This window comes from Proteiniphilum sp. UBA1028, assembly GCF_002316955.1.
Lineage (GTDB): Bacteria > Bacteroidota > Bacteroidia > Bacteroidales > Dysgonomonadaceae > Proteiniphilum.
The window spans coordinates 3,908-12,586 of sequence record NZ_DCEN01000007.1; the positions used below are offsets into that span (position 1 = coordinate 3,908).

Here is an 8,679-nt window from a genome sequence, read left to right on the forward strand (position 1 = left end):
CAATACGACAAGATCATCCTCTCACCGGGACCCGGTTTGCCGAAAGAGGCAGGCCTGCTGATGCCGTTGATCAGACAGTATGCAGAGACGAAAAGCATTTTGGGCGTTTGCCTCGGCCATCAGGCCCTTGGAGAGGTCTTCGGTGCGAAGCTGGAGAACATTCCGTTTGTCTTTCATGGGGTACAGACGCCGGTGGACATCATTGCGCATGATTATCTCTTTGATGGTATTCCGGATGAGATCCTGGTCGGACGGTATCACTCCTGGATTGTCTCCAAAGAAAATTTCCCCGCCGGATTGGAAATCACGGCAGTGGATAAGGCGGGCGATGTGATGGCGTTGAAACACAGGCAGTTTGATCTGCACGGCGTGCAGTTCCACCCCGAATCGATACTCACCCCGGAAGGTATTCGCATCATTCAAAACTTTCTGCAGCATGTATAAACATACAAACCGGATATTCCTATCGGATTTAAACGACAGCTTCTGCCCGAGAACCGGTCGGTTTTCAACGATCGTAACAGCAGCGTGGACACTTTAGTTTGTGAAAAAATTCAATAAAGGTCTTATGAAGGAAATACTCTATAAATTATTCGATTACCATTATCTCTCGCGGGAGGAAGCCAAAGAGGTACTCTTCGCCATTGTGAAGGGGGATATCCCCGATACGCAGGTGGCGTCGCTCATCACCTCCTTTCTGATGCGCAACATCTCGGTGGACGAGATCCTCGGTTTTCGCGATGCCCTGCTCGATATGCGGGTTGCGGTAAATCTCTCCGATTACGCTCCCCTCGATATCGTGGGTACGGGCGGTGACGGGAAAAATACATTCAATGTCTCCACTGCCGCCTGTTTTGTGGTGGCGGGTGCAGGATACAACGTGGTGAAACACGGGAACTACGGCGCCACCTCCATCAGTGGTGCCAGCAACGTGATTGAACAGCAGGGGGTGAAGTTCACCACCGACAACGATCAGTTTCGAAGAAGCCTCGACAGCTGCCACATTGCCTACCTGCATGCCCCGCTGTTCAGTCCCGCGTTAAAGGCTGTGGCCCCGGTAAGAAAGAGCCTGGGTGTACGCAACTTCTTCAATGTGCTGGGGCCGTTGGTGAATCCGGTTCAGCCGGAGTATCAGATGCTGGGGGTTTACAACCTGGCCATGTCGCGGTTGTACAGCTACATTTATCAGGAGGAGAACAAAAAGTTCTGTATCGTCCACAGCATGGACGGCTACGATGAAATCTCCCTCACCAGTCAGTTTAAGGTGGTATCAAACAAAGGCGAGCAGTTGTTTGTTCCGGAAGAACTGGGCTTCAAGCGGATCGGGCAGGAGGAACTCTCTGGCGGGAACACGCCGGTGGAGGCAGCCCGGATTTTCAGGAATGTGCTGCATGCCCAAGCTACCGAAGCGCAGATGAACGTGGTGCTAGCCAATGCGGCATTCGGCATCCAGACCGTCGAACAGGATAAGCCCATCGAAGAGTGTCTCGAGATTGCCCGGGATTCGCTATATGGTAAAAAGGCGTTGAAGGTATTGGAGAAGTTTATTGAAATCAATCAGTGAACAAGAATTTGGCAATCGCTTAAAACTAGAGTCCCGATTGGATAACATTTTACAAACAGAAGCTGAAAGCTGATTGCTGACTGCAAAATCCAAATAATTATGCAAGATATACTCAGTGAGATTGTGGCTCACAAAAAGAAAGAGGTGGCCCTGCAAAAAGAGCGGGTCCCCTTTACAGAGCTGGAAAAGCAGCTACCACAGACGGAACTCCCTTTCTGGTCCTTGAAGAAGGCATTGCAGCTTTCGCCGACGGGAATTATTGCCGAATTCAAACGTCGTTCACCCAGCAAGGGGTGGATCAATCAGTCGGCCCGTGCGGATGAGGTGACGCGGGCATACGAGGAGGCTGGTGCTGCGGCACTGTCGGTGCTCACGGATGAGACTTTCTTCGGAGGCTCGCTGGCCGATCTGCGAAAGGCGACGCAAGCGGTACACATTCCGGTAATGCGGAAAGAGTTTATCGTGGATGTCTATCAGCTTTTTGAAGCGAAGCTGGCCGGTGCGAGTGCGGTGCTGCTGATTGCAGCGGCAATCACGGCGCATGAGTGCAGGCAACTCACGGAGCTGGCCCATCAGCTGCAGCTGGAGGTGTTGCTGGAGTTGCACGATGAGCGGGAAACGGAATATATCACTCCCATCAACAAGCTTATCGGGGTAAACAACCGTAACCTGGGGAGTTTTGTGACCGACCTGCAGAAATCGTTCCGGATGGCTGAGCTGTTGCCCCGGGATGCAGTATGGGTCTCCGAGAGCGGAATCTCCGATCCAGTCGTCCTGAAAGAGTTGCGTCATGCGGGGTACAGAGGGTTCCTGATAGGCGAGAATTTTATGAAAACTGAGAATCCCGGGGAAAGTTTGAAAGCATTCATTGACCAGGTTCTTTTCTAACGCTGTGCGCAGTACGGACTACACACAGCGACCAACGGCGCAGCGGGATAACAGCGTAAGCTGACTTTCGGGAACGAAGAGAACAAACAACTTAGCAGAATTTATATGATTATCAAAGTATGCGGCATGCGCAATCCGGATAACATAAAGGCTGTGGAGCAGCTCGGTCCGGACTGGATGGGGTTTATATTTTATGCCGGTTCATCGCGTTATGTGGGAGAAGAACTAAGTTATTTACCGGAAAAAGTAAAAAGGGTGGGTGTGTTTGTGAACGAAGAACCGGAGATAGTACGAAAGCGGGTTCAGCGGCACAGGTTGGATATTATACAGCTGCACGGGGAGGAGTCGCCCGTATACTGTAATGATTTGAAGGACGATGGTTTTCGGGTGGTCAAAGCGTTTGGCATTGTAACAAACCTCCCTTTCCCGTCGGAAGCGGTACAACGTTACGAAGGGTGTTGCGACTATTTCCTTTTCGATACCCAAACAAACCTGCATGGGGGCTCGGGAAAGAAATTTAACTGGGAGATGCTGGCAGCGTACAAGGGTGAGACCCCTTTTCTGTTGAGCGGCGGTATCTCTCCTGAAGATGTGGAGGAAATTAAATCATTTGCTCATCCCCGGTTTGCGGGGATCGATATCAACAGCCGATTTGAGATTGAACCGGCGGTGAAGGATATTGAGCTGATTAAAACATTTATAAAAGAATTCCGTTAAGAGCGGTTAGTTATCAGCGATCGGCTTTTTGGAAGGTTGGAGTTATTGCAAGAGTCAAGAGTCAAGGAGCAAGAAATAAGAAACAAGAATATTATGAACAGAATCGACAAACTATTTAAGGATAAGAAAAACAATGTACTATCGGTCTATTTTACTGCAGGCTATCCGGCACTTGATGACACCGTGAAAGTGATACAGGCACTGGAGAAGAGAGGGGTTGACATGCTTGAAATAGGTGTGCCGTTCAGTGACCCGATGGCCGACGGGCCGGTGATTCAGGCATCGGGTGCCGAGGCACTGAAAAACGGGATGAGCCTGAAAGTACTTTTCGACCAGCTGGTTGACATCAGGCAGACTGCATCGATCCCTTTGGTGCTGATGAGCTACCTCAACCCGATTATTCAATTTGGCTTTGAAAACTACTGCAAAGCTGCCACACAGTGTGGAGTGGACGGATTCATCATCCCCGACCTGCCCTTTGCCGAATACATGGAGTCTTACAAGCCGGTGGCTGAAAAGTATGGATTGCATGTGATTATGCTGATTACGCCCGAAACATCGGAAGAGCGGATCAGGATGATCGACCAGCATACCTCCGGCTTTATCTATATGGTTTCATCCGCTTCGGTAACCGGAGCCAGGAGTGCATTCAGTGATGAGAATCTGGCCTATTTCCGTCGGGTGAACGCAATGCAACTGAAAAATCCGCGGTTGATCGGATTCGGGATTTCCAACAGGGAGACATTCGATGCAGCCTGCCGTGAAGCTTCGGGAGCCATCATCGGCAGCAAGTTTATATCGCTGTTGGAAAGTGAGAAATCAATTGATGATGCGGTGACAAAGCTAATAATTGCGATTGATCCACAATGAAAGGAACTTGTCGTACACGTGATAAGCGCCACGCTCCAGCGTAACGAAATCCTTGTCGAGTAACCCCCTGATGGCAGACTGCACAGAACTGGATGAAGTGAGACTGTGTTCCTTGACAAACTCCGCAGAGGTAATCTCTCTGGCACTTCCCTCCTTGGCTATGGCTATCAGCAGTTCTTTCTGTCTTGCCGGGAGGCGGAACAGTGTCTCCGAATAACTGTAATCATATGAATTTACGTTTTTCTCAACAGCCTCCTCTACCATGCTCTTCGTCACTTTGCCCTCACCAGGAGTCATCGAGAAGAGGGTGTTCAATATTTTTTGCATATACCAGGTGATGCCTTCAAATTGTCTGTATACCGATTCCACCATCTCAGGAGAGATGTATTTGCCGTTTTCCTCAAAGTGGCCCAACGCAAATTGTGTGTATTCCTGCATGGAGATGGCTTCAAGATGCTGTATGGATACACTTTGATAGAATGGATGTGAAGCGCTTGTGAAGATCTTGTCCATAATATGACGCTGGCTGCCTGCGAAGATGAAACGTGCATTGTGGCACTGTTGGATGTGGGTCCGAAGTAGTGCCTCCACATTCTTTTCCCTGTAATGGTTAATCTGTTGAAATTCATCGATTGCGATCAAACATGGTTTTCCCGCCTGGTTCAGATACTGGAAGATCTCATCCAGCGTGGTCTCCACGGACCTGATGTCGCCCAGTTTCACATTAAATGACGGTACACCCGTCACGTTGAATGAGACTCCGGCCTGCAATGATTTGACAATGGTCAGGAATATTTCTAATGCTTTTTGACCAAAAGGTTTCAGTCGCTCTACAATCTCCCTGCTTAACGTGAAAACAAAATCACGAATGGAGCCGGTCGGATAAATATCAATAAAGAATGTGTAGTATTTATCTGCTATTTCACGTTTTGTAAAGCAATGGGTGATGAGTCCCGTTTTTCCCATTCTGCGCGAAGAAATAAGTGCTACATTGTTGCCATTCGCGATATTTCCGATTAACTCTTTTGTCTCTTCTTTTCGATCACAGAAATAATGCGGCGATAAATAGCCACTGGTAATAAATGGGTTGGTAATCTTTTTCATAATTCTAAAATTCAATCGGGTGTCATTACGTAAAGATAATTATTATAAAGCAATAATTGCAAGATAGTAATGAGAAATTGTAATTTCCGGAATAAAAATGAATAAATCAGTTTACAGATATTACCTTTGCAAATCGGACGATTGAAGAAGCGGCGAAAAAATTAATGGAAGCACTCAGTTGATTTTCATGCGACTATTTACCCATGTTGGTTATTTTTTGTATATTGCAAACTTGTTAATTAAAAATTAACGGGAGCTGCTATTGTAGGGGAAAGATTGTATTTTTCCATAATATGAATCATGACATGGAAAAACGAATGTTTCGTTATTTTGCCGGCGCAGTACTCATTTAAGATTGTGTTTGATCGACATACTGAAGCGCCATTATACGAATTCCTATCTGTCGTAGAGAGCCTTTATCCCGGGCTACAACAGTGCTTTGTTCGGGAGCGGTATCCCCACCTTTCCGAAAAAGAATATAGTGTATGCTTCTTGTCTTTTGCCGGTCTGAGTATAGGAGAGATCGGTTTTTTACTTAACCAGAGTGAAAACTCCGTTTACAAGGCCCGGTCGGCGATAAACCGGAAGATCGGACATAATTTTTGCTCTGTCCTCAGAGAAGATTTCGAACACGGAGGACCGGGCCATGAAATTCAGAAAAGGAATCAAAAGGACATTTGCCTCCTCTTCGGTGATAAATGACAATTTGCAGTAAATTGACTGAAAAGTACAGGTAATAAGAGTAACCAAGGCAAGATCTTCACGCCTTCCTCTCCGTGTCCTCTCCGAGTTGTATAGGGGTTGAACCCTCTCATGTTAAGCCAATGTTACTCCCTCTTTCTGGAAATGATCCCGATGAAACGATCTATGTTAATTTTCTGCTTGGACTCATATCCTGTTGTAAGGATAAACTTTAATGCATACCTTTGTTTTTCATCATATTATTTCCTTTTCGGATTTTTGTGAGAGAAGAAGAAAATTAATACCATTGTTGAAGTATATTTCCGGTCAAAAAGAATAACATAAATGTGTTTAAACAGATACGACATACTTTTACTCAAGTGGAAACACTTAAATAATTACATTTTTATTTTCTGAAATACAATCAAGATACAAAATAATGAGATTGGAATTAATTTTCTGCTCTTTATTTGTCCTGTTTTTCTTTTTTTGCAAGAAATAATAAAGAATGCAGATGGCAGTGTGTCTATTACTGCCGATACAATGATTTATCTTAATTCATCGGGGAACCATTTAGATAAAACATTATATCAAGACTCTTTAAATACGGGGAAATACGATGTATCATTAAAGAAGATACCCGGTGGAATAGAGATTCGATTAAAGAAAAGATATACGGAGGAAAGATATCCGGAATTGCAGTTAGGCAAAGAGTTCCCTCCGCTGGAATTAGTAGATATAAATCGAAATAAAATAAATATAGGAGAGAAAACATAACTTACAACTTATTTTTGGGATATAACCTGCAAGCCATGTATTGAAGAACTAATTGTATTTAATATTTTAGCTAATGAATATCTGTTTTAGTAATTATAAAGTAGATCTGAATACGATGATTGTGTTGACGGGAACTTCAAGATTTGAAGGTTATACAGCCCAATCACCTAATTAATCAAACCATTATGGATATGAGGGAAGGATGTTACTTAGTAGTTTTAATTTTCCTGTTCGGTTTTTCATGCGGAAATCAAAAGGGTACCCCAAGCGATGACACGTATGCAAGTACATTGCAAGAGTTAAAAGCGTTTATCGAAAAACCAGATAGCCTACTTACTCAAAATGAACTCGTGAAAAGGACTAAACTATTCAATCTGATCTTAGAGAAAGTCACTATTAAAAACAATCAGTTTTATAGTTTTGCTACTTCCAAAGACTTTATTGACAGAGGCCTTTCAAAATATTATTGCGATATTTTAGAAAAATCGCTTGCGGAAACGAATCAATGGGTAAAAGGTGAAAATATAACTAATCTGGATTCAATGGCCCACAGTTCAATTGATTTTCTTTTCAAAAAGGAATGAAATTTTACTCCGATCATGGCGAGGAACGCTTTTATATCTAAGGACTCCAGGGACGCTCCTGCCTACCTGAGGCAAGGCGGCATAATGTGTTTCCTATTCCGGCAAGCAGCCTGCCTTTTGAATCGATTAATATCATGATAAAAAAATCATGTAAAAACAGACCGATATGAAATCAACTTATAAAAAAAGATCATTATGTTTAATTTTATTTGTAGTATGTTTCCTATACGCAAATAGAAGTATTTCCCAAGATACACTTGCTTATTTTACTTGGCAGAAGCAATTAAATGATGTGAAAAATACTCCTCGTAAAGTAAACGAGGGAGATGCAAGTCATCTAAAATTAATAAATTATACTTATAAAGGAGTCATAAAGTCTGCAATAGATAAGGAGGAAATTATAGACTCTCTGCTTTCATTCGATGCACCCGTTGTTATGCATTTACCACCTATAATTAGAGCGGATACAACAATTACGGGAGATTTCTGTGTAATTCAGGAAAAAAGTTTTCCGAAATTTGAGATAATTACAATTCGTAAAATGATGGAAATTGCAGAAACAATTGGAGAAGAAAATCTGGTTATACAGATGAGGCAACAACTTGGCCAACTGATTCAGGTTGGCTTTGAATATCTTGAATTGGAATGGTATTATAAGGGGGCTACATTCAATTCGTTAGGTATTGTGTCGAATGAAAATGGAGGTGTTGTATACGAACCTGTTGGTGGCAATATTATCATGGGTACAAAAAATACTATTGAGGGACAACGGATAAACTCAGAATGAATATTCGTGATTATCACGAATATCACTCCGATATGCTTAGATGAATATGATGAATCCTAAATATTTTTCAGGTATGAAACATTTAATTGGTCTTTTTCTTTTTAGTCTTAGTTTGTGTAATTTAGAGAATGCATACTCTCAAACCCCTCCTGAGCTTAATGGAACAGGCACTAACCTGTATGAATACGGATTACCCATAATTAAAAGCGAGGATAATATAAAAAACCTGTTCAAAAATTTCCCCCTATATGTTGAGAATGGAGAAGATATTGATTTCTTGTCTTATGAATTTGTGGGAATAATGAAACACAAAAGAGAAGCAAGGAAGTTTGTGAAAAAGAATTTTGATGAGAATATCAGTATTGGTTGGTCTACTGTTTTTTACAGGAGTAATGACGATATAAGTGAGAATATTCCCTCTTCCGCAAGATTTTTTACAGAACATCCATTACAAATTCTTGGAAAGAAAACCATTAGGAATATGATTAATACTATTTCGGAAGAGTATATTCATATTGGAGATGAAATTTTTGCAATTGATTATGTCATAGAATTACAAAAGCACAGGCATTATATTTTTATCAATCCAACGACTAAAAAAGTGCTATTGAAAGGAAATATCTTTGGCTTTGAATTTCCAATGACTCATATAGAGTATGTAAATGGTATAAAAAAAGTTTATGACAAATGAAAGCAAATTTTTAAAG

General features: G+C 42.8%; 10 protein-coding genes. 9 read left to right on the forward strand and 1 reads right to left on the reverse strand.

Annotated features, from left to right (window positions below; translation table 11 throughout):
- The 5 genes from B3Z75_RS00860 to trpA form a co-directional block, all read left to right on the forward strand.
- Window positions 1–444, forward strand: a 444-nt coding sequence (locus B3Z75_RS00860) for an anthranilate synthase component II (protein WP_294066710.1), incomplete at its 5' end; no start/stop codon positions are given.
- A 124-nt stretch (window positions 445–568) separates the two neighbouring features.
- Window positions 569–1,564, forward strand: coding sequence for an anthranilate phosphoribosyltransferase (trpD, locus tag B3Z75_RS00865; protein WP_294066713.1), 996 nt, complete (start codon window positions 569–571; stop codon window positions 1,562–1,564).
- A 99-nt stretch (window positions 1,565–1,663) separates the two neighbouring features.
- Window positions 1,664–2,452 carry an indole-3-glycerol phosphate synthase TrpC gene (gene trpC, locus B3Z75_RS00870; RefSeq protein WP_294066716.1) on the forward strand — a complete coding sequence of 263 codons (789 nt, stop codon included), beginning with the start codon at window positions 1,664–1,666 and terminating at the stop codon, window positions 2,450–2,452.
- Between the two features lie 105 nt (window positions 2,453–2,557).
- Window positions 2,558–3,169, forward strand: coding sequence for a phosphoribosylanthranilate isomerase (locus B3Z75_RS00875; RefSeq protein ID WP_294066719.1), 612 nt, complete (start codon window positions 2,558–2,560; stop codon window positions 3,167–3,169).
- A gap of 93 nt (window positions 3,170–3,262) precedes the next feature.
- Window positions 3,263–4,039, forward strand: coding sequence for a tryptophan synthase subunit alpha (gene trpA, locus B3Z75_RS00880; protein ID WP_294066722.1), 777 nt, complete (start codon window positions 3,263–3,265; stop codon window positions 4,037–4,039).
- On the opposite strand, the gene B3Z75_RS00885 is transcribed toward trpA, so the two are convergent.
- Window positions 4,013–5,143, reverse strand: coding sequence for an AAA family ATPase (locus B3Z75_RS00885; RefSeq protein ID WP_294066725.1), 1,131 nt, complete (start codon window positions 5,141–5,143; stop codon window positions 4,013–4,015). The genes trpA and B3Z75_RS00885 overlap by 27 nt on opposite strands.
- A 1,170-nt stretch (window positions 5,144–6,313) precedes the next feature.
- Here B3Z75_RS00885 and B3Z75_RS00890 point away from each other — a divergent pair.
- From B3Z75_RS00890 to B3Z75_RS00905, 4 genes are all read left to right on the forward strand, one after another.
- On the forward strand, window positions 6,314–6,601 hold the full coding sequence (locus B3Z75_RS00890; RefSeq protein WP_294066728.1) for a hypothetical protein: 288 nt from the start codon (window positions 6,314–6,316) through the stop codon (window positions 6,599–6,601).
- Window positions 6,602–6,786: 185 nt separating this feature from the next.
- Window positions 6,787–7,185 (forward strand): hypothetical protein, encoded by a 399-nt coding sequence (locus B3Z75_RS00895; RefSeq protein ID WP_286879940.1) that lies wholly within the window; start codon window positions 6,787–6,789, stop codon window positions 7,183–7,185.
- 166 nt (window positions 7,186–7,351) lie between these two features.
- Entirely contained in the window at window positions 7,352–7,972 is a 621-nt protein-coding gene (locus B3Z75_RS00900; RefSeq protein WP_286879941.1) for a hypothetical protein, read from the forward strand.
- Between the two features lie 73 nt (window positions 7,973–8,045).
- Window positions 8,046–8,663 (forward strand): hypothetical protein, encoded by a 618-nt coding sequence (locus B3Z75_RS00905; protein ID WP_286879942.1) that lies wholly within the window; start codon window positions 8,046–8,048, stop codon window positions 8,661–8,663.
- Window positions 8,664–8,679: the final 16 nt, after the last annotated feature.

Excerpts from the sequence above, each read along its gene's own strand:
- B3Z75_RS00905 (WP_286879942.1), top strand. The coding sequence starts at position 8,046 with ATGAAACATTTAATTGGTCTTTTTCTTTTTAGTCTTAGTTTGTGTAAT.
- B3Z75_RS00900 (WP_286879941.1), top strand. The coding sequence starts at position 7,352 with ATGAAATCAACTTATAAAAAAAGATCATTATGTTTAATTTTATTTGTA.
- B3Z75_RS00875 (WP_294066719.1), top strand. The coding sequence starts at position 2,558 with ATGATTATCAAAGTATGCGGCATGCGCAATCCGGATAACATAAAGGCT.
- trpD (WP_294066713.1), top strand. The coding sequence starts at position 569 with ATGAAGGAAATACTCTATAAATTATTCGATTACCATTATCTCTCGCGG.
- B3Z75_RS00885 (WP_294066725.1), bottom strand. The coding sequence starts at position 5,143 with ATGAAAAAGATTACCAACCCATTTATTACCAGTGGCTATTTATCGCCG.
- B3Z75_RS00895 (WP_286879940.1), top strand. The coding sequence starts at position 6,787 with ATGGATATGAGGGAAGGATGTTACTTAGTAGTTTTAATTTTCCTGTTC.
- trpA (WP_294066722.1), top strand. The coding sequence starts at position 3,263 with ATGAACAGAATCGACAAACTATTTAAGGATAAGAAAAACAATGTACTA.
- trpC (WP_294066716.1), top strand. The coding sequence starts at position 1,664 with ATGCAAGATATACTCAGTGAGATTGTGGCTCACAAAAAGAAAGAGGTG.